Origin of the sequence: Streptomyces sp. NPDC058375 (assembly GCF_042723425.1) — a bacterium.
Taxonomy (GTDB): Bacteria; Actinomycetota; Actinomycetes; order Streptomycetales; family Streptomycetaceae; genus Streptomyces; species Streptomyces durocortorensis.
The window spans coordinates 1-18,909 of record NZ_JBHXJG010000047.1 but is presented as its reverse complement, the minus strand read 5'-3'; the positions used below and the strand labels follow the sequence as shown (position 1 = coordinate 18,909).

The 18,909-nt window shown below is 67.6% G+C and carries 19 protein-coding genes and 2 pseudogenes; 15 read left to right on the top strand and 6 right to left on the bottom strand.

Annotation, left to right across the window (positions count from 1 at the left end):
- Positions 1 to 23: 23 nt before the first annotated feature.
- Positions 24 to 285, bottom strand: a pseudogene (locus tag ACFWM7_RS11015) (SDR family NAD(P)-dependent oxidoreductase); the annotation flags it as partial.
- A 12-nt stretch (positions 286 to 297) separates the two neighbouring features.
- On the bottom strand, positions 298 to 1,242 hold the full coding sequence (locus ACFWM7_RS11010; RefSeq protein ID WP_383258087.1) for an LLM class F420-dependent oxidoreductase: 945 nt from the start codon (positions 1,240 to 1,242) through the stop codon (positions 298 to 300).
- Positions 1,243 to 1,731: 489 nt separating this feature from the next.
- Here ACFWM7_RS11010 and ACFWM7_RS11005 point away from each other — a divergent pair, with 489 nt between their 5' ends.
- The 3 genes and pseudogenes from ACFWM7_RS11005 to ACFWM7_RS10995 all read left to right on the top strand — a co-directional run.
- The gene (locus ACFWM7_RS11005; protein WP_383258084.1) at positions 1,732 to 2,571 is read left to right on the top strand and encodes an aldo/keto reductase; all 840 of its coding nucleotides are present in this window, start codon (positions 1,732 to 1,734) and stop codon (positions 2,569 to 2,571) included.
- Positions 2,572 to 2,650: 79 nt separating this feature from the next.
- Positions 2,651 to 2,878, top strand: a complete 228-nt coding sequence (locus ACFWM7_RS11000; RefSeq protein ID WP_383258080.1) for a type II toxin-antitoxin system VapB family antitoxin — start codon at positions 2,651 to 2,653, stop codon at positions 2,876 to 2,878.
- Positions 2,879 to 2,895: 17 nt separating this feature from the next.
- Positions 2,896 to 3,222, top strand: a pseudogene (locus tag ACFWM7_RS10995) (PIN domain nuclease); the annotation flags it as partial.
- A gap of 52 nt (positions 3,223 to 3,274) precedes the next feature.
- On the opposite strand, the gene ACFWM7_RS10990 reads toward ACFWM7_RS10995, so the two are convergent.
- Positions 3,275 to 3,604 (bottom strand): hypothetical protein, encoded by a 330-nt coding sequence (locus ACFWM7_RS10990; protein ID WP_383258078.1) that lies wholly within the window; start codon positions 3,602 to 3,604, stop codon positions 3,275 to 3,277.
- Positions 3,605 to 3,848: 244 nt separating this feature from the next.
- On the opposite strand from ACFWM7_RS10990, the gene ACFWM7_RS10985 reads away from it, so the two are divergent.
- Together ACFWM7_RS10985 and ACFWM7_RS10980 are read left to right on the top strand one after the other, a co-directional pair.
- Positions 3,849 to 4,406: a hypothetical protein gene (locus tag ACFWM7_RS10985; protein ID WP_383258077.1), complete on the top strand. Its 558-nt coding sequence runs from the start codon at positions 3,849 to 3,851 to the stop codon at positions 4,404 to 4,406.
- Positions 4,407 to 4,602: 196 nt separating this feature from the next.
- Positions 4,603 to 5,421 (top strand): hypothetical protein, encoded by an 819-nt coding sequence (locus ACFWM7_RS10980; RefSeq protein WP_383258074.1) that lies wholly within the window; start codon positions 4,603 to 4,605, stop codon positions 5,419 to 5,421.
- Between the two features lie 126 nt (positions 5,422 to 5,547).
- Here ACFWM7_RS10980 and ACFWM7_RS10975 read toward each other — a convergent pair whose 3' ends face one another.
- Together ACFWM7_RS10975 and ACFWM7_RS10970 are read right to left on the bottom strand one after the other, a co-directional pair.
- Positions 5,548 to 5,802, bottom strand: coding sequence for a DUF6332 family protein (locus tag ACFWM7_RS10975; RefSeq protein WP_383258070.1), 255 nt, complete (start codon positions 5,800 to 5,802; stop codon positions 5,548 to 5,550).
- A 251-nt stretch (positions 5,803 to 6,053) separates the two neighbouring features.
- Positions 6,054 to 7,088, bottom strand: coding sequence for a serine hydrolase domain-containing protein (locus ACFWM7_RS10970; RefSeq protein WP_383258068.1), 1,035 nt, complete (start codon positions 7,086 to 7,088; stop codon positions 6,054 to 6,056).
- Positions 7,089 to 7,347: 259 nt separating this feature from the next.
- Between ACFWM7_RS10970 and ACFWM7_RS10965 the strand changes: the two genes are divergently transcribed.
- Together ACFWM7_RS10965 and ACFWM7_RS10960 are read left to right on the top strand one after the other, a co-directional pair.
- A complete protein-coding gene (locus tag ACFWM7_RS10965; RefSeq protein WP_383258066.1) occupies positions 7,348 to 7,995 on the top strand; it encodes a TetR/AcrR family transcriptional regulator in 648 nt (215 codons plus the stop codon).
- A gap of 242 nt (positions 7,996 to 8,237) precedes the next feature.
- Positions 8,238 to 9,362: a glycoside hydrolase family 43 protein gene (locus tag ACFWM7_RS10960; protein WP_383258109.1), complete on the top strand. Its 1,125-nt coding sequence runs from the start codon at positions 8,238 to 8,240 to the stop codon at positions 9,360 to 9,362.
- 24 nt (positions 9,363 to 9,386) lie between these two features.
- Here ACFWM7_RS10960 and ACFWM7_RS10955 read toward each other — a convergent pair whose 3' ends face one another.
- The gene (locus ACFWM7_RS10955) at positions 9,387 to 10,265 is read right to left on the bottom strand and encodes an MOSC domain-containing protein (protein ID WP_383258063.1); all 879 of its coding nucleotides are present in this window, start codon (positions 10,263 to 10,265) and stop codon (positions 9,387 to 9,389) included.
- Positions 10,266 to 10,911: 646 nt separating this feature from the next.
- On the opposite strand from ACFWM7_RS10955, the gene ACFWM7_RS10950 reads away from it, so the two are divergent.
- From ACFWM7_RS10950 to ACFWM7_RS10915, 8 genes are all read left to right on the top strand, one after another.
- Complete coding sequence (locus tag ACFWM7_RS10950) at positions 10,912 to 11,349, top strand: hypothetical protein (protein ID WP_383258061.1); 438 nt, start codon at positions 10,912 to 10,914, stop codon at positions 11,347 to 11,349.
- Positions 11,350 to 11,425: 76 nt separating this feature from the next.
- Positions 11,426 to 12,331: a hypothetical protein gene (locus tag ACFWM7_RS10945; protein WP_383258059.1), complete on the top strand. Its 906-nt coding sequence runs from the start codon at positions 11,426 to 11,428 to the stop codon at positions 12,329 to 12,331.
- A gap of 8 nt (positions 12,332 to 12,339) precedes the next feature.
- A complete protein-coding gene (locus ACFWM7_RS10940; protein WP_383258056.1) occupies positions 12,340 to 13,647 on the top strand; it encodes a peptidoglycan-binding protein in 1,308 nt (435 codons plus the stop codon).
- Complete coding sequence (locus tag ACFWM7_RS10935; protein WP_383258052.1) at positions 13,647 to 14,366, top strand: ABC transporter ATP-binding protein; 720 nt, start codon at positions 13,647 to 13,649, stop codon at positions 14,364 to 14,366. Before ACFWM7_RS10940 ends, ACFWM7_RS10935 begins: the two co-directional genes overlap by 1 nt.
- Positions 14,360 to 15,631: an ABC transporter permease gene (locus tag ACFWM7_RS10930; RefSeq protein WP_383258049.1), complete on the top strand. Its 1,272-nt coding sequence runs from the start codon at positions 14,360 to 14,362 to the stop codon at positions 15,629 to 15,631. Before ACFWM7_RS10935 ends, ACFWM7_RS10930 begins: the two co-directional genes overlap by 7 nt.
- Before the next feature lie 54 nt (positions 15,632 to 15,685).
- Positions 15,686 to 17,884: a glycoside hydrolase domain-containing protein gene (locus ACFWM7_RS10925; RefSeq protein ID WP_383258046.1), complete on the top strand. Its 2,199-nt coding sequence runs from the start codon at positions 15,686 to 15,688 to the stop codon at positions 17,882 to 17,884.
- An 8-nt stretch (positions 17,885 to 17,892) separates the two neighbouring features.
- Complete coding sequence (locus ACFWM7_RS10920) at positions 17,893 to 18,234, top strand: hypothetical protein (RefSeq protein WP_383258043.1); 342 nt, start codon at positions 17,893 to 17,895, stop codon at positions 18,232 to 18,234.
- Positions 18,235 to 18,250: 16 nt separating this feature from the next.
- Positions 18,251 to 18,909: hypothetical protein (locus ACFWM7_RS10915; RefSeq protein ID WP_383258039.1), on the top strand; the 659-nt coding region annotated here is incomplete at its 3' end.

Here is an 18,909-nt window from a genome sequence, read left to right as displayed (position 1 = left end):
CGAGCGCAGCACCGTCCCCGGCACCGCAGGACGCCGGCGTTGTTGACGAGCCCGTCGATCTTGCCGAAGGCGTCCTTGGCCACGGCGACGGCGGCGGCCCAGTCCTCTTCATCGCCGACGTCCAGCCGCACGAACCGAGCGACGTCCGCCCCCCGCCAGCGCCTCCCCTTGCTCGTTCAGCACATCGGCGACGACGACCCGCGCGCCCTCCGCGACGAAGAGCCGCGCCTCCTGCTCGCCCTGCCCGCGCGCCGCCCCGGTGACGAGGACGACCCGCCCGTCCAGCTTGCCCCTCCCCTACCTGTCGAGGTGCGGGGCCACGTCCGCACCGAACGCCGCCATCTGGTCGGTCAGTTCGTCCACGCTCCGGCTCCGGAAGCGCACCTGGATCTGGTGCACGCCCATCGCCGCGTACTCCCGCAGCGACTCGGCCAGCTCCTCCGGCTTCCCTTTGAGCGTCCGCCGCCCCACGGACCACCCGGGCTCACCGACGTACAGCGGCTCGGTGATCGCGCCGACGACGATCGGCTCCGCGACGCCCGCCTCCTCCCGCAGGGCGTGCAGCCGCGCGATCTGCGCGGGCAGCCGGTCCCGGGGGTCGCCCTGCGGCAGCCACCCGTCGCCCCGTACGGCGGCCCGGCGCACGGCGGCGGGCGAAGAGCCGCCCACCCAGACGGGCACCCGCTCCTGGGCGGGCCGGGGCAGCTGCCCGAGCCCGCTGAACGAGAACCGCTCCCCCGCGAACTCCGGGTACTCCTCGGGCCCGAGCGCGGCCCGCAGCGCGTCGATCGACTCGTCCAGCACACCCCCGCGCCCGTCGAAGTCCGCCCCGACCGCCTCGAACTCCTCCCGTACGTGCCCGGCCCCGACCCCGAGGATCAGCCGGCCGCCGCTGAGGTGGTCGAGGGTGGCGTACTGCTTGGCGGTGACGAGCGGATGCCGCAGCCCGACGACGGCGACATGGCTCATGAGCAGCACGCGCTCGGTGACCCCGGCGAGAAAGGAGAGCGCTGCGACGGGGTCGTACCAGACGGTGCTCATGCCCTCCGCTAGCCGCCGCGGGATGGCGACGTGGTCGCAGCCGGCGACGTAGGCGAAACCACCGCGGTCGGCGGCCCGGGCGACCCTGACGAGATCGGCGGGGGTCGCCGCCGCCTCCCAGGGTTCCGCGTAGATGACGCTCTGCGACTGGACCGGCAACTGCATCCCGTACGACAGCGGCCCATAGGGCGATATCGGCACGGCGGCCTCCTTCCTCTCCAGCCCGGGACGGTCCCGCCCCGGGCGACGGCCGCCATCGTCATACCTGACGGCCCATCAGACAAGGGGAGCGGCCCATCGGAGGCGCGCCGGGGGCGGGCGCCGACGAGTTTCACGGCCGGCGGCGGTCATGACTGGTAGGCGGGACAGGCACATCGAGCGACGGGGGACGCCCCGGCGCGCGGCACACGGAGCGAGGAAAGAGCCAGGGCAGAGCCCACCGACGACAGCACCACCGCCGAACCGGGCCGGCAGCTGATCAACCTCACCGTGCGGGACATCCGGGCGGCGGAGAAGCACCTGAATTCCCTCGGGGTGACGTGGGTGCGCCCGGTCGAGGAGGTCGGCGGGGGCTGGTTCTTCTCGACGATCGTGGACCCGGTGGGCAACTATCTTCAGATTCTCCAGGGCCCGGGGACGCCCATCCCCCTAGGTTGTGAAGAGCATCCGACGAGGGGGAGTTCAGCGACCATGCCATCGACGACGTTCCGTATCGGCGGAGACCTGACCGTGGGACGGCTGGGCTTCGGCGCGATGCACCTGCCCACCGAGAATCCCGAGGACCGGGCGGCGGCCGTCGCCGTGGCCCGCCGGGCGGTGGAGCTGGGCATCACGCTGATCGACACGGCTCACATGTACGGGTACGGGGCCAACGAGGAGCTCCTGGCAGAGGCGCTCCACCCGTATCCGAAGGACCTCCTGATCACCACGAAGGTCGGGGTCGTCCGCTCCGCCGAGACGGGCGACTGGGCCCTGAACGGCCGCCCCGAGTCCCTGCGCGCGGAGGTGGACCACGCCCTGCGCCGCCTCCGCGTGGACCGCCTGGAGCTGCTCCAGCTCCACCGCATCGACCCGGAGACCCCGCTCGCCGACCAGCTCGGCACCCTGCGGGAGCTGCGCGACGCGGGCAAGGTGGGCCGGATCGGCCTGTCCGAGGTGTCGGCCGCCGAGCTGGCCGAGGCCCGGGAGACCGTCGACATCGCGAGCGTCCAGAACCGCTACAACCTGACCGACCGCGAACACGAGCCGGTCCTCGCGGCGTGCGAGGCGGCGGACATCGCGTTCCTGCCCTGGCGCACGGTCGCCTGGGGCAAGGCGGGCGACCGCGCGGAGGTGGCAGCGGTGGCCGCCGAGCTGGACGCCACCCCCACCCAGGTCTGCCTGGCCTGGCTCCTGGACCACTCCCCGGTGATGCTCCCGATCCCGGGCACGTCGAGCATCGCCCACCTGGAGGAGAACACGGCGGCGGCGGTTCTCACGCTCACGCCGGAGCTGCGGGCGCGGCTGGACGGGGTCGCGGGGAGCGCGTAGCCACAGCCTCTCGGAACATCCTGGATATTTTCGATCATGCACATTGGTACATGCAGATGTATATATCGAGAGGTGACGTATGAGCCGAACAGTCATCGACCTCGACGACGAAGCGCTTGCGGCCGCCGCAATAGAGCTGGGAACCACGACGAAGCGCGAGACGATCAACACCGCGCTGCGCGAGGTCGTCGAGCGCAACCGCCGTCTGCGCGCCCTGCACGAGCTGCAGGACATCGCTCAGGAGGGCGGCCTGGACATGGACATTCTCCTCGACAAGCGCCGCTATCGAGGAGGCCCTGCGGCGTGATGGTCGCCGACTAACTCATCGACATATCGGCGCTCGCTCGCATCCTCCTGCGCCAGGGCACCGAGGACTGGAACCGCCGCATCAGCGCAGGCCTTTTCGCCCTCTGCGACCTCACCGAGCTGGAACTGCTCTATTCCGCCCGCTCCACCGAGGACCGAGAGAAGGTCCGGGAGCGTCTGGCCCTGTACACCTGGTGCCCGATGCCGGACGGGGTGTTCCGGCGCGCCCGGACCGTACAGGAACAACTCACCACCAAGGGGGAACACCGAAGCGCCGGCGCTGTGGATCTACTGCTGGCTGCCACTGCAGAACAGTCAGGCCTGACGCTGCTCCACTACGACCGCAGCACCACGGCAACGAACCTCTCTGTCGACGCCGCCCCCACCCGGCGGTGTTCTACACGTGCAGCGGCAGCCACTCCACCTCGTCGAGCGATATCCGCTCCGGGTGCTCCCACAACAGGCAGCCGAGTGCGATGCCGGGTTGGTGGTCCGGAGTGACCAGAGGACCGGTTCCCGACTCAAGAGCCTCCGCCACAGCCCCGAGGTAGGCGGCGATCGAATGGAACTCGGGAGACACCGGGTCCAGCGGTGCCGCTCCCTCATCGGGGAAGCGCCTCACCTGCCCGGTGGAGGCGTCGATGCCGAATCCGGTCTCACCATCACCCGGAGCGGCCCAAGGGGACCAGTCGGGGCGCGGCGATCCGAGCAGAGCGACGACCGGCACGCCGAGCATCCGTCCTCCGGCGCACGGTGGAACCACCGTCCCCCGCCGCCGATTTGCCCGCCGCTCCCAGCGAGGCGGGTTTACCGGCGGGGCTACGGACTCGTCGCCGGCACGCCGAGGCGCCCGGCGGTTTCACGGTGAGCCGGGAGGGTAACCACCCACACAGACGTCACTTTCCCACGCAGCGTCATGAACTGCAGGAAGGCTGTGGATGTTCAGGGTACGGCCGGCCATTCTGGCGCCTTTGATCATCATTCCCGCGGCAACCGTGGCTGTTCTGGTGGTGGACGGCAGGGCCTTCGAGACCGAGCCCCCGGATCTTCCCGACAACCCCTGCCCCACGTCTGCCTCCTCTGCCTCCTCCGAACTGGGCAGGTACCCCACAGACTTCACCGACGAAGCACAGCCCTACGCCGGCCCCGGGCCTCACTTGATCACGACCGACGCAGGCACCATCGACGCGCGCCTGCCCTCCGACTGGAAGGTGGCACCACGTCAGGACCGCCGGATTTCCGAGCTGGTGTTGTGCGAGTACCGCGAGGACAGAGGCGTGGCGGTGGACGACTGCCGCTATGCAGGCGGCTTTTCAGTGACGCTGAAGGAGTTGCGTGCCACCTACCGCCTGTATGAGGCGAAGACCTCGAAACTGGTCACCGGCTTCCATGTCGACGGGAGGGGCGGCTGCCCCCGATCGGTCCGGTACCCCGAGGGGGAGCGTCCCCCCTTGACTCTTCCGCAGTCCATCGACGAGTCCGATGTGATCGCCAAGCTACGCCCCTATGTCGAAGGGTCCGGGACGTAGCCACCGGCGAAGGCGCGGAGTCCCGGGAGACGCCCGTGGGTTCACGCCGAATGACGTCGCCCTCGTGTCTGATGTGCTGCGGTCGGTGCCGGACCGCAGCACAGACCTTTGTCAGCCTCGGGACGCGGGAGGGGCACCGCTCTCGCGGTCCCTGCGGCGGGCCGACCAGACACGGATACAGGAGGAGCGGAGAAGGATGGGCGAGCACAGCAAGGGCACTGGCGAACTCGAGCGAGTCCTGATCCTGTGGGAAGACCAGGACCCCGGTCCGGACGAGATGGTCGACCTCATCCGGGTCGTCGCTCCGGGATGGGATCCGGCCCTGGTGCACATCGAGAAGGTGGAGCGCCCCGCCATCTCCTACGGCCTGGCCGGCTGGCACGTGCACCAGGACGAGAAGGCCGGCCGACTGCGTCCGGGGGCCCTGCGGCGTACCCACCACGCGTTGCTCGACGACGCCGGTCGCGGTCGACGACTGGTGACCACGGTGCACGCACCGCTCGGCGAGGCGCCGGAGCCTTCCCCGGCCCGCCTCGAATGGGCCCGCGAGGTCATCCTCAGAAACGTCTCCACTCACGAGCTTGAGGTCTCACCCGAACTCATGGAGCTCGGCGCGTGGAGAAGGCTGATCACGCCCGATGTCCTCGACTTCGCTCTCAACGTGGGCTACCCCGACTGGCCGCCCCTGGACTCCGGGCGGACGGTCGGCTACAGCCTCCGGACGTTCGAAGACCTGAAAGTGATCGTAAGCCTGGTGGACGAGGTCAAACCGCGCCGCGTCCGGAAGCAGTTCCGCGAGGGATACCAGACCTACCTCCGGCACGTACTGCACGAACTCGACTACGGAGACGGCCAGTCGGACGTCGCACACTGGATTCTGTGCCAGGGCGGACCCGGCAAGGGCAGAGCGGTGCATCTGGGCTACGTCCCCAAGTCCCCTGACTCCATGATCATCCTGCCCCTGGACCTGATCTCCGCCAAGGAGAAGCGTCTCGGGGTCACATCGGGCGCATAGTGACGTTCGGCACCCGGGGCCACCTGCGGCGACACCTGCGTGAACACTGTTGTGCCGGTAGCCATACCGTACGGGGGCTCTGCGTCGGACGGGGGCGCCCGTCTCAGCCTCTCGGTCCGAGGTTGTTCATCGACCGGCTCGACGGTATTCGTCATGGCGCCTGACCGCGCTGACCATCCTCCAAGCAGCGCAGATCAGTGCCAGGACTCCCCCGGTCACCTGCAGGGCGGTGTTCACCCGCTGGGGCAGATCCCACACCAACGCCGGGAGCATCACCGCGCCGAACACCAGGAGCCCGAGCAGGACTCCGCTCACCAGCGCGAACACGATCTCCACCGTCATCGCGTCCTTCTCCCACCGCGATTCACGCCCCATGTCCATGGGGCAAGCGTCGCACGAACACCGGTCTGCGCTCCCAAGCGGTGCAAGGAGTCGCCGCGGGCCGCGGTCGTGGCGACGGTGGCGACGGCGAAGAGACGTGCCGCCTCTTCGACCGCCGCTCCGAGGGCTCCGGCGCCGTGACCCGGCGGTGGGTTGCAGCCCTGCCCGGCCTTGACCCGGCGGTGGTTGCCACACTGCACGACCGTGGCCCACCGCCGACAGGACTCGTGGTCCCTGAGCCCCAGCCGCCCTCAAGCGCGGTCGCAGTACCCCCGCTGGAACGCGGCCCAGAAGTCCTCGTCGATCCCGGTGCCGGTGAGCGAGCTCCAGTTGGTGTGGGCGACGAGCTGCTCGCGCCCGCCGCGGCTGTTGAGGGCGAACGTGAGATACCCGGGCGCGGTGCCGCCATGGCCGAACGCCGGACCGCAGCCGGTGGCGTAGACGTACACCCCCAGGCCGTAGCCGACGGCGGGCGGGGCGCTGCCCGTCGTGGGAACGGTGTCGGTGAGCATCGAGCGCAGGAGGCCGGGCGGCAGCAGACGCCCCCGCAGGAGCGCCCGGTAGAAGCGCGCGATGTCGGCCGCCGTGGTGACCAGGGCGCCCGACGCCCCGGCCTCGGACGGGCTGAACCCGGTGATGTCGAACCGGGTCGCGTCCGGCACGTCCGGCAGCAGGAACGAGACGTCCGTGTAGCCGCGCGCGTGGGGGCCGCCGATCGTGCGTTGCGCCAGCGGGTAGGACGTGTCACGCAGGCCGAGGGGGGCCAGGACCCGGCGTTCGAGGTTGGTGCGCAGGTCGCGGTCCGTGACCCGTTCGACGATCAGGTCGAGCAGCAGGTAGTTGGTGTTGGAGTACCGGAACCGGGTGCCGGGAGTGGGAAAGTACCGGGGCTCGTCCAGGCCGATGCCGATCAGCTGGTCGCGGGGCCAGAACTGGTCGAGGCTGCGGAAGTGCGGCAGCAGACCGTCGAGGTAGTCGTACAGCCCGCTCGTGTGGTTGAGCAGCTGGCGGACGGTGATGGGCTCGCCGGACAGGGCGTTGCCGGCGCGGACCTGGTCCGGCAGCAGGCTGTTCACGGTGTTGTCGAGCCGCAGCCGGTGTTCGGCGACGAGTTGCAGGACGACCGTCGCGGTGAAGGTCTTGGTGAGGCTCCCCGCGCGGAACTTCAGGTCCGGTCTCATCGGCGTACCGGTGGACCGGTCGGCGACACCGGCCGCCCCGGAGCGGACGTGCGTGCCGTCGCGGGCGAGGAGGAAGGCGCCGGGGTTGGGGTTCGGGGCGGCCACCACCTTTTCGGCGAGGGCTCGCAGGGCCGGGTCGGGCCGGATTCCTGCCGCACCCCGGTCACCGGGCCCACGGTCTGCGGTCCCGCGGTCACCGGTCCCACGGTCTGCGGTCCCCCGGTCGGCGACGGCCGTGCCGGGTGACAGCAGAGCTAGAGCAAGTACCAGACCTAACAGGCGGGTTGAGCGTCTACGAACCATCGAAGGCTCCCTTCCGATAACAGTATGGACATACGGTTATAGCACGCGATACCGTCCTCGCATGCCGAGAGTCGCCGACCACGACGCCCGCCACGCGCAAATCAGTGACGCCGTCCAACGCCTGATCGTGCGGGACGGCCTGGCCGCCGTGACCGTCGCGCGGACCGCCGCCGAAGCTGGCATGTCCGTGGGCCTGGTGCAGCACTACTTCACGGCGAAGGACGAAATGCTGCTGACGACGTTCACCCGCGTCAACGAGAGGTTCACCGCACGTGTCGACGCGGCGGTGAACCGGGGCGAGGCCGAGGGCCGCACCATCGCCGCCATGCTGCGGCAGGCGCTGGCCGAGCTGGTTCCGCTCGACGACGCCCGCCGGGCCGAGTTCCTGGTCCGGCTCGCCTTCGCGGACCAGGCGGCCCACAGCGCGCGCCTCGCCGCCGTTCAGCGGGAGACCCTCGCGGGGGTCCGCGCCCGCGTCACGCGGGCCATCGACAACGGAACGGAGTGCGGCGAGGTCGGCAAGGGGGTCGACACCGGTCAACAGGCGCTGCGGATCGTCGCGTTCACCGAAGGGCTCGCCCTCCACACGCACATCGCCCCGGACACGACACCCGAGTCGGCCGTTCTCGCCGCCCTGGACGACCATCTCGGCCGCGTGTTCACCGGAACGTGCCGCCACCGCCGGGTGCAGGGCCGCGCGAGCCTCTGACAAAGGCTCCGCCCGAGTCACCGACAGAGGCTTGGCCCTGGTGACGACAGCGGCTTCACCCCCGTCGTCGACAGCAGCTTCGCCCGTCGTCAACAGAGTTTCGCCCTGTCCTCCACAGGAACTTCGCCTCCGTCGTTGACAGGGACTTCGCCCCGCGGGATTCTGCGAGAGCGCTCTTCTATCGATGTAAATCGCTGTCCCGTCGAAGGCCCCACTCAGGAGCGAGCCCCATGAGCGATCCCATGAGCGACCCCACGCGCAAGCCCAGGAGACCCTTCCGCCGCTCGTCCGGCCTCGGCGCGCTCGCGCTGGCCGGTGCCCTCGCCGCGACGCTCTTCCTGTCGCCTCCCGACACCGCCCAGGGCGCGCCGCCCGCCCAAGAGGCCGCGCCGCAGGGTCAGACCAGCCTGCGCGCGGCCGACCCCAGCGTGCTGCGGGTGGGCAGTACGTACGTCGGCGTCCAGTCGACCGGCGGCGGCATCGTCGTACGGCAGGCGTCGACCACGGACGGGCTGGCCACCGCGCCGGCCCGGCAGGTCTGGACGGACAGCCGGGGGCGCGGGGAGGTCTGGGCCCCCGAGATCGTGATGGACGGCGGCCGGTACTACATCTACTTCACGGCCGGTGTCGGGGCCGCCCACCGCATGTTCGTCATCAGCTCCGCCTCGCCGGACAGCGGGTACGGGGCCGAGACCCAACTCGCCCTGCCCGACGACAAATGGGCCATCGACGGCACCCTGCTCACCTTCGAGGGACAGCGCTGGTTCGTCTGGTCCGGCTGGGCGGGCGACACCAACGTCGAGCAGAACCTCTACATCGCCCGGATGAACAGCCCGACCCAGCCCACCGGCGCGCGGTACGTCATCTCGCAGCCGCGCGAGAGCTGGGAGCGGGTGGTCGGCAACCCGTTCATCAACGAGAGCCCCGAGGCGATCAAGGACCCGAACGGGCAACTACACATCGTGTACTCCGCCAACGGCAGTTGGAGCGAGCAGTACTGCCTGGCGGACCTGCGGCTGCGCAAGGGCGGCGATCCCACGTACGTATGGGACTGGTACAAGTCGAACGGCTGCCTGTTCGGCTCCAACCGGTCGACGATGATGGCGGGTTGGGATCCGACGCTGTACGTGAACGGGCCCGGCCACCACACCTTCGTCCTGCTCCACGGTGACATCAACACCAGCCCGCCCGCCGGCCCGAGGTTCCCGTCGATGTACCACGCGGTCGCGAAGGGCACCCCGTACTCCTGGGCGAACCGCCACTGGTACACCGGCACGTTCGCCTGGTGGGGCGACACGACGTACTCCCGCGCCAACGTTCCGGGCCCCACGTCCGACAAGGGGTGGAGCCTGAAGTTCTTCGAGTGACTCACCCCGGGGCGGCGCGGGACGTCACGTCTCCGCTTCGCCCCACTCCTCCACCGCCACCTCGTCGCCCACCGACAGCTTCCCCGGCCGCACCACGGAGAACTTCGCGCCGAACACCACACCGCCTGCCGAGAAACGGCGGTAGCCCGCGAGCGTCCGCAGCGGCTCCGGTCCGCCCCGGGCCCCGGCCTCCTGGTCGACCAGGGTGACCGCGCAGCGTACGGCGAGCTTGGCGTAGCCCAGCTCGGCCGCGCCGATGGTCATGCGGCGGATCCGGTCCTCGGCGTGGGGCGCCGCCGCCCAGTCCTGCCCCTGCTCGCCGTGGGCTCCCTCGGGGTGGCTTTCGATGACGATGTTCGGGCGGAAGCGGTCCATGGCCAGGGGCGGGGCGTCACGCTCGGCCAGCCGCGTGTGCAGGCGGGCGAGGGAGGCGCGGGAGAGCAGGTGGACGGCGCTGCTGTCGGCGTAGCCGGAGGTGCCGGGGGTCAGGCCGTCGGCCTTGCGGTCGTGCTCCGGCGGTACGCGCACCAGCCGGCTCGGGGCGCCGAGGACGTCCGAGAGCCAGGCGGCGGCCTCATCGCCCTGGTCGATGCCCTGGTACGTCGCGCCGAACAGGTCCACGTCGCGTCGGGGCGCGGAGGTGGTGACGTCGAGGTGCAGCGTGCCGTGACCGCCCTCCGGCTCGGCGCAGGCGAGCGTGAGCCTGCTGCCGTCTGCGCTGACGGTGGGCCGGACGAGGGCGAGACGGGGGTCGCGGCGCTGGGAGCGGTAGACCCCGTCAACGCTGACGACCATGAAACCGCGGTCATGGGCGAGACCCGCCGGGGTGAGGTGCGTACTGTCCACGGACGTTCCCGCGCAGCCCTTGACGGGGTAGGTGATCAGTTCGACGACCGCGGCCATGTGGCCTCTCCTTCGCAACGCCCTGCCCGCGGATCTGCTGCCGTCGGGCCCTTACAGCCAGGGTGCCAGGCGGCGCGAACGATGATCGACGGGTTTTGCGCCACACCACGGGGGTCTCGCTGCGCCAAGCCACGCGCCGCTCTGCCCGGCGCCGCCTCGGGGCAGAGCGCGGCAGGAAGGCAACCGCCCCGCCGGCCGGTGACCACTCCGCCAACGGCTTCCTTCGCGCCCATGAACAGGACGATCCGTATTCCACAACTTCGCTCGATAAGTCTCCCCTCCAACCGACGGTTATCACATTGTGACCATTTCCCGCCGCCCGGTCGCCGCACCCTCTCCTCTTCCGTTGCGGCTCATTGGTTGCGGCTGGTTTGTCCAGGCACACCAAGATCAAGACTGATGCCCGATCCACACCTAAATGCCACTCATCACGACGCTTTCCGCCAGCAGAAATGGCGAGGACGCCGCAGGGCGGAGCGAGGGGTTGCACGGCACTGCGTAACGATAAGGACACGTTCCAGATGTGAGCTACATGTGAAGCACTTGAAACGCACTGAAGGTAGGTGTGTACTGATCACCACAATTCCAGCACCGGCATCCACAGTGCAGTGATTGCGCTGACTCGAATAAATACCTGGGAGGGTAAATGCGCTACTTGAAGCAGGCCGCCACCGTTGCAGCCCTGACCGCAACCATCGGGCTCGGCTTTTCCTCACCCGCGTCCGCAGCAGACGCGGACTACGAGAACTGGTGGTTCGGCTGCAATTACGACTCGGCGAACAATTTCAAGTTCCGAATCCACTACAACTCTAACCTCGGTGGCGACTACCGAAACATCGGCTACGCCGTATACGATTTCGGCCACGTTTACCAGGGACCGCTCAAGTACTGCGGCTTCAAGAGCAGCGGCAGCGGCCAGAACGTGAAGAACAATGCGGCATCTGCCCGCAACAGCCACTCCACATACACCGGCGTCCTGTACTACAACAGCGGCTACAAGGGTGCGGCAGATTACATCTGGGGCACGGTGAACCAGCTCGATGCCACGTACAACGATAACGCCTCGTTCAACTGGAAGAGCTGATTGTGCGGGCGCCCGCTCCAACCGAGCGGGCGCCCGGTAACCCAGTCTCGCTCCTCGACCGATGGAACCTCCACTCATGCCGTCTCTTCGTAAGCCTCGCTACTCGCGCTACCTAGCTGCCCCGCTTTCGGCAGCCACCTGCATGCTCCTCGTTTCAGGATGCTCTTCGTCTCCGGATTCCGGCGTCGATACGGAGACGTTCGATTCGAAGGCACCTCAGAGCTGGGTCCTTCCCATTCAGGCGTACCTGCCTACCGATCAGGAGCAGGCGCAGCTTTCGCAGGCCAAGAAGATCCTCGTCAGTGACTGCATGAAGGAATTTGGATTCAACTGGACTCCCGCACCCGACCTGCCGAGGATCGGCCCCAAGACACTCACTGACTGGCGTTACGGAATTCACGAAATGGCCTTGGCGAAGGAAAGAGGATACAAGCCCGACGCCAAGGAGCAGGAAGTCTACGACGAAGCGGTCAAGAGAGGCGCTGTCGATGGCGCGACCGCTGACGGCCCGGAAACGAAAGCGCTGAACGGCGGGATCGACGAGGTCGAAGGCAAGAAGGTACCCAAGGACGGCTGCGTGGGTTCGGCGAACAGGGAGATCGACGTCGAAACCCTTCAAGCGCGTACCGCCCTCGGTCTCGCGAACGCGGCCTTTCTGGAGGCCAAGGAGGACTCCGGCGTCGTCAAGGCATTCGCGTCCTGGTCTGCATGCATGAAGCGCAGCGGGTACGACTACAAGCAGCCTCTGGACGCGAGCGACGACACGAAGTTCCAGGCTCCCGAGGTGAGTCCGGAAGAGGTCGCGACGGCAACCGCCGACATCACGTGCCGCCAGAAGACCGACGTGGCGTGGATCTGGTTCCAGGCGGAGGCGGCGTTGCAGAAGTCTGCCATCGACGCACATGCCGAGGAACTCTCGGCCGAGGGCAAGAGAATCGATGCCGCGGTGCGTAACGCATCGAAGATCGTCAAGGGTGAGTAGAGCAACTCATGGCTGATACGGACCTGGGCGAGAGAGCCGGTATACGCCGGCAGCGCAGTGGCTTGAGGCGACGGCGTCGTGCACTGATCATCGTCCTTCTGGGGTCGGTGGTCCTGACGGGCGCAGGGGTGGTCACTGCTTCCGTCATCAAGTCCCCCGCACAGGCGGCAGCCGACACACGCCCTCCTCCGGCTACCGTCCTGACCGCCGCTGTCGAAAAGAAGATTCTGTCCGAAACGGTCATCGCCCGTGGCCGGGTTGCCGCCTCGCAGCAGATCTCCGTTTCCGGAGAGGGCGCAGGTGGAAAGGATGCCGGTCGCTCGATCGTGACCAAGGTCTTCATGAAGGCAGGAAAGCCTCTTCGCACGGGGCAGGCGCTGCTGGAAGTCTCCGGTCGCCCGATTTTCGTCCTCAAGGGAGACATCCCTGCCTATCGAGATCTCGGCCCTGGCAGCACGGGAGAGGATGTGTCCCAGCTGCGGCAGGCGCTTCGAGAGCTGGGATACGACTCGGGCGGCGACCCGGCGGGAACCTTCGGCCCCGGAACCGAGCGTGCCGTCAAGCTCTTCTACCAAGCCCGCGGCTATGAGCCCGGGACGGAACAGCTCGCCCCGGAAGCGGCGGCGACGGGGGACGCGTCCGCGGCCGAGAGCAAGCAGGACAGGGGCGATGTATCGAAAGAACCCTCAAAGCCTTCGTCGCGCATCGTCGTTCCGGTCTCGGAAATCGCCTACGTCCGCGCCGAGCCGGCGTTTGTGGAGCGGGTATCGGCTCAGGTGGGTGATCAGGGCTCAGGAGAACTCGCCACGATCTCGGCCGGAGATCTCATCGTCAACGGTTCAGTGGGCGCAGATGTCAAGAAGCTGATGAAGCCGGGGCAGAAGGTATCCATAGTCTCCGAAGTGACCGGCGACGAAGCGACCGGCACAGTGGAATCGGTTGCGGACAAGCCCACGAAGCAGGAGAAGGGCGTCGAATCCGCCCCTCAGGCCGGCAGCGACACGTACCAGGTGAAGGTCAGGCCTTCCCGGCAGCTGCCTGCTTCCCTCGCGGGTGAGGACGTACGGATCACGGTCACCGCAGCATCGTCGGGAAAGGCGGTGATGACCGTTCCCACCTCGGCGATCTCCACAGGTGAAAACGGACAGGCGACTGTCACGGTGCGTAAAGGCGCGGAGGAACACCGTGTCGCCGTCGACACCGGTATGACCGCGGATGGATATGTAGAGGTCACGACGCGTGGCCCGAAGGGTCTGGCAGTGGGTGACCTCGTGATGGTCGGGGTCGACGCCTCCGGTGCGGCAGGGGCTCGTTGATGACGCCGCACTCCGCTCACTCCGCGGTCATCGCTCTGGAGAGTCTCGGCCTCACCTATCCCGGCCCACCGCCGGTCACCGCGCTGCATCCTTGCGATCTCCGTATCGAATCCGGCGAGTTCGTCACCATCGTGGGGCCGTCCGGGTCCGGAAAATCAAGCCTGCTCAATGTCCTCGGTCTGCTCGACCGCCCCACCCAGGGCCGGTATCTCCTCAACGGCACGAACACCGCCTCGGTGAACGACAGTCGGCGGTCTGCGCTGCGGGGGCAGCAGATCGGTTTCGTCTTCCAGTCCTTCCACCTTCTGCCGCATCGCAGCGCCCAGGAGAACGTGGAACTCGCCATGGTCTACCAGCGGACGCCCCGACGCGTCCGCCGTCAGAAGGCAGCACAGGTCCTTGCGCGGGTCGGGCTGGCCCATCGAACGCACGCGCTCCCCACCCATCTGTCCGGCGGAGAACGTCAACGCGTGGCGATAGCCCGGGCTTTGGTCGCCGAGCCCGCGCTGCTGCTCTGTGACGAGCCCACGGGCAATCTCGACAGCGAGACAGCCGCCGCCATTCTGGACCTCCTCGACCAGCTCCACCGCGAAGGCATGACGATTCTGGTCATCACTCATGACGGCCAAGTCGCTCGGCGCGGACAGCGCGTCATCAGCATCCGCGACGGGGTTCTCACCGAGACGGCTGTCAACACCGAAACAGCAGGGTCATGTTGAGGGGGCGCCGCCGCCGGGCGGCGGGGCATCGTTCCCCTCTCCACAGCTCCCCCACCCGCTCGATGCTGTCGGTGACCGATCTGCTGTCCGAGGCTGTCGCAGGCATTCTGCAGCGTCCTGCCCGCTCGATCCTCACGTCCCTGGGGACCGTGCTGGGGGTTGGTGCGTTCATTGCCGTGCTCGGGCTCACCAGCACGGCTGCGGCCCAGATCGACAACCGGTTCAATCGGCTCACGGCCACCGAGGTCACGGTGGAGGACACGGGCGGCTCCGATGCCCATCGGGTGCCACTCTCCTTTCCCGAAGACGCCGACCGCAGGATAGTCGGCGTCAACGGAGTGGAGGCCGGGGGCGTCTACTGGAAAGTCCGCCTCTCCTCCGGAGAAGTCGTCCGCTCATCACCCGTTGGCGCTGTGAACGGCGCGGTTTCCCGTACACCGGTCCTCGCGGCTTCCTCCGGCGTGCTGTCCGCAGCCGATCCGCATTACGTGCAGGGGCGGAGCTATGACGCCTTCCACGACGCCCACAACCAACCTGTTGCGGTAGTAGGGGCGTCAACCGCCGCTCGCCTCGGCATCAGCACACTCCGGACCCGCCCCGCCCTCTTCATCGGGGACAGGTCCTTCACCGTGGTCGGGATCTTCGACGACACCAAGCGCATGCCGGACCTGCTCCTGTCCATCGTCATTCCGCGCACGACGGCACAGCAGATGTGGGGGCCCCCGAACGGCGAGCGCGCCAAGATGCTCATCTCCACGAGGCTCGGGGCCGCGCCTCAGGTCGCGGACGAGGCGGCCCTGGCCCTGCGCCCGGACCACCCGGAGTATCTGCGCTCCATCCCGCCGCCCAACCCCAAGGCCTTGCGCAATGCCGTCAGCAACGATCTGGGGCAGCTCTTCCTGCTGCTGTCGATCGTCTGTCTCGTCATCGGCGCCGTCGGCATCGCCAACACGACGCTCGTCGCGGTCATGGAGCGCATCAGCGAGATCGGTCTGAGACGTGCGCTGGGAGCCCGGGGACGACACATAACGTGGCAGTTCCTGACCGAATCGGCCGCTCTCGGCCTGCTCGGAGGGGTCGCAGGAACCTCAATCGGCACTTCGGCCGTCGTCGGTGTCTCGCTCCACAACGCATGGACGCCCGTCCTCGACCCCGTGACCCTCGCCGTCGCGCCCGCGCTCGGACTCGCCACCGGCCTGGTGGCCGGCCTGTATCCCTCGTGGCGTGCAAGCCGTATCCAACCGGTCGAGGCGCTACGGCGCTGACCCACTCACCTACACCCTTCCGCTCCCATCGACATCACATGACAGGAGACAGGCATGGCCGACGAGATGGTTCGTCTCGCCCAGAGATTCATCAACACCACATACAACAACGGGGCCACGCTGGGAATATCCAAGCTGGACGAGAACGGTCAGACCGGGTGGACCGTCATGTACGCGCTCACGCGGGCCCTTCAGTACGAGATGGGCATCACCGCCCTGTCGGACAGCTTCGGCCCCACCACGCTGTCAACGATCGCCTCGAAGTACGGAAAGCTGGACGAGACGACCATCCCGTCGGCGAACTTCTGCCGCATCATCCAGTCCGCCCTTTACTGCAAGGGCTACGACGGGGGAGAGATCGACGGCACCTACAACTCCCGGGTGAAGGACTCCGTCGAGAAGCTGCACGCCAACATGGGCGTGAGCACGACATATCCGGGCAGCTCCTTGTGGCCGAAGGTCGTCAAGGGCCTGTTCAACATGGACGCCTACGTCACCGTCAGCAACGGTTCGTCCGCCATCCGTTCCATCCAGCAATGGCTGAACGGTCGCTACATCCTTCGCAAGGACTTCTACATCATCCCCTGCGACGGCCACCACTCGCGCGATGTGGCCAAGTCGATGCTGTTCGCCATCCAGTACGAACTGGGCATGGCTGACGGAGTCGCGAACGGTGTCTTCGGGCCCGGCACCCAGTCCGGCCTGAAGTCCCACACCGTTTCGGTCGGGACCACCGGTGTCTGGGCGAGGCTGTTCACCGCCGCGATGATCCTGAACAAGCGCAATGTCCCCTTCGGGGACTTCACGGCCACGGTTCAGGCCGGCGTGGAAAGCTTCCAGTCGTTCGTCAAACTCCCCGTCACCGGCACCGGCAACTTCTCGACCTGGGCCTCGCTGCTCGTCTCGTACGGCGACCAGAGCCGTCCGGGTACGGCATGCGACGGCGTCACGATGGTCACTCCGCCCCGCGCACAGGCGCTCAAGGACGCCGGATACAAGTACATCGGCCGCTACCTCTTCAACCCGTCCACCACCAGTCTGCCGGAGAAGCAGATCCAGCCCGGCGAGTTGGCCACCATCAAGGAATACGGGCTGCGCTGTTTCCCGATCTTCCAGACGTGGAGCCGGTCGGCGGACTACTTCAGCTACAACCAGGGCACCAGCGATGCGTTCCAGGCGATCGACTGGGCCCAGTACCACGGCTTCAAGTCCGGATCCATCATCTACTTCGCCGTCGACTACGATGCGATGGACGGCGAGGTGAGCCAGTACATCATTCCGCACTTCCGCGGCATCATGCGCGCGATCAGCGAGAACTCCGGCTACGGCGTGGGCGTGTACGGACCGCGAAACGTCTGCCAGCGGGTCGCGGACGCGGGGTACTCGGTTACCAGTTTCGTATCGGACATGTCGAGCGGCTTCTCAGGAAATCTGGGTTATCCGATGCCGACGAACTGGGCCTTCGACCAGATCGCCACGATCACCGTGGGATCGGGCAGCGGCGCAATCGAGATCGACAAGAACATCGCGTCCGGCCGCGACACGGGCCAGGGCCTCTTCGACGCCGGCGGCTACGCCGAAGGACTGGACGTCGGTCTCGACAAGGATGCCTACCGCAATGCGATGCTTGCGGACGTCAAAAGCTATCTGGAGTCGATCGGAGTCCCGGAGACCGGTGGTGACGGCTGGACCGACGAGGACTGGGCCACTCTGGGAGGCATCTCCACCACCAAGGCCTTTGATCTCGTCCTGAGCGCGGACTGGCTCTTCACCTCGCTCGCCCGGCAGCTCAAGCTCCGCAAGGCGCTGATCCAGGCTCCCGTCCTCTGGGAGCTGCGCAAGTTGAACCCCTTTGACTTCGCAGCCGACACGGCGGTCAAAAGCGGCCTAGACGACGACTGCAGTACCGGCTGGGGGCAGATATTCGCGTGGGTGACGATCGATGCCCGCAACTACTGCATGCAGCAGGGCATCATCAATGGCACGCCGCTGACCGGTGCCGACACCGAGGCCGTGTGGAACGACCTGCACGAGGACCCGACCTACAACATCCGCTCCGTCGCCTACCTGACGGTGTACAACGCGCACCAGCTCGGAATCGCCAGGCCGAGCCTGACGACCAGCCAGGCCCAGACTCAGGCTCTGCTGGCCAGGTACAACGGCACCGGCGACGATGCGGCGAAGTACGGCCGTGAGCTGATCGGCCTCTACAACGTGCTGGAGAACTACAACCAGCTCTCGCGCAACAACTGACCTCGACCGTGAACAGGAGTACCGGGATCGTGCGGAAGTGGGCGGGCATCGCCGTGGGCGTGAACCTGCTGCTGGGAATCCCGGGCGTCGTTCCGGTCTGGCTCCTCTGGTATATCGCCTCGAACGGGCCACTGGCGTCGCTGGGTTGGACTCAGCGAGAACCGACGGAGAACGACGGCATCATTCCCATGCTGCTGGTCGGAGTACCCGTACTGACGGTGTCGGTCCTGCTCTGGGGCCTGGCCAATTGGCCCATCCGGCGCAGGACCACGCTGAACTGGTGGACGTATGCCCCGGCAGCTCTGCTGGTGACTCTGATTCCCACGTTCACGCTCATGATCATCCTGTAGGAAAGGAATACACAGCGTGCAGAACGGTATGACAAGACGGACTGTCGTCCAGAGCGCCGCCGTAATCGGCCTCGTAGCGGCCGTGCAGTCCCTCGCGCCTGCGACAGCCCTGGCCGCGCCCACGAAGCAGGCGAAGAAGCTGCCTGCCTCTGCCAACGGGTGGACCCTCGAGAAGGAAGCGAACCACGTCTCGACCGTGTGGACTCGACCTGTCGCAGGTCCGGGTCTCCGTGTCGATATCCGCATCGGTGACGCAGAGGCGATCCTCGTCCATGTGATCCGCCGATTCCACTACGAGATCGAGCAGCTCAGCGATGTCGATCTCGCCGGATGGCGCGAGATCGGCGACCTTCGCAAGAACCGCCCGGAGTCGAATCTCGCATCGGGGACCGCCGTGCAGATCCGTCCCGGCGCGAGCGCCAAGGGTGGCCTCTTCCCCCTGCAGGAGATGACGCTCCGCGACATCCTTGCCGACTGTGAAGGCGTGGTTCGCTGGGGTGGAGACGACAGCCCGGTCGATGAGTCCCTGTTCTACATCGATGCGGGCCCCGACGATGCGCGGGTCGGGGCGGTCGCCCAGAAGCTCCGTGACTGGAACGGCACTCCCGGAGCCGGCGCCGGCGTGATCATGGACCCGAAGGGCGTGAAGCGCCGCGACGCCGCTGAGAAGTTGGC